Source organism: Pseudoalteromonas sp. GW168-MNA-CIBAN-0100, assembly GCF_040309225.1.
In the GTDB taxonomy this organism is placed as follows: domain Bacteria; phylum Pseudomonadota; class Gammaproteobacteria; order Enterobacterales; family Alteromonadaceae; genus Pseudoalteromonas; species Pseudoalteromonas arctica.
In genome coordinates this window covers 1-242 of the sequence record NZ_JBEOOL010001007.1, presented here as the reverse complement: position 1 = coordinate 242, position 242 = coordinate 1, and the positions used below count along the sequence as shown (strand labels likewise).

1 protein-coding gene is annotated in these 242 nt (G+C 45.9%); it reads right to left on the bottom strand.

Translation table 11 applies throughout. The annotated features are described in order from the left end of the window. A partial coding sequence (locus tag AAEY62_RS24390) for a prolyl oligopeptidase family serine peptidase (protein WP_350637058.1) occupies positions 1–242 on the bottom strand: 242 nt, incomplete at both ends.

Sequence of the window (242 nt, the reverse complement as noted above, 5' to 3'; positions counted from 1 at the left end):
GTTCTATATGATCCCACGGCTTACCCGGAAACCAATAGTCAGCAAAGAACGGGTAAAAGTCGGCAGTTAGTACAAAACTGATCCAGTTAATTACAGGTTTAGCAACCACGGCTGCGGCAAAACGGTCGGTATGGCCAACTATCCACGCGGTAAGTACGCCGCCACCAGAGCCACCGGTAACAAACAATTTAGACTCATCAATAAAACCTTTGGCAATTAAAGCATCTACTCCAGTCATTAAG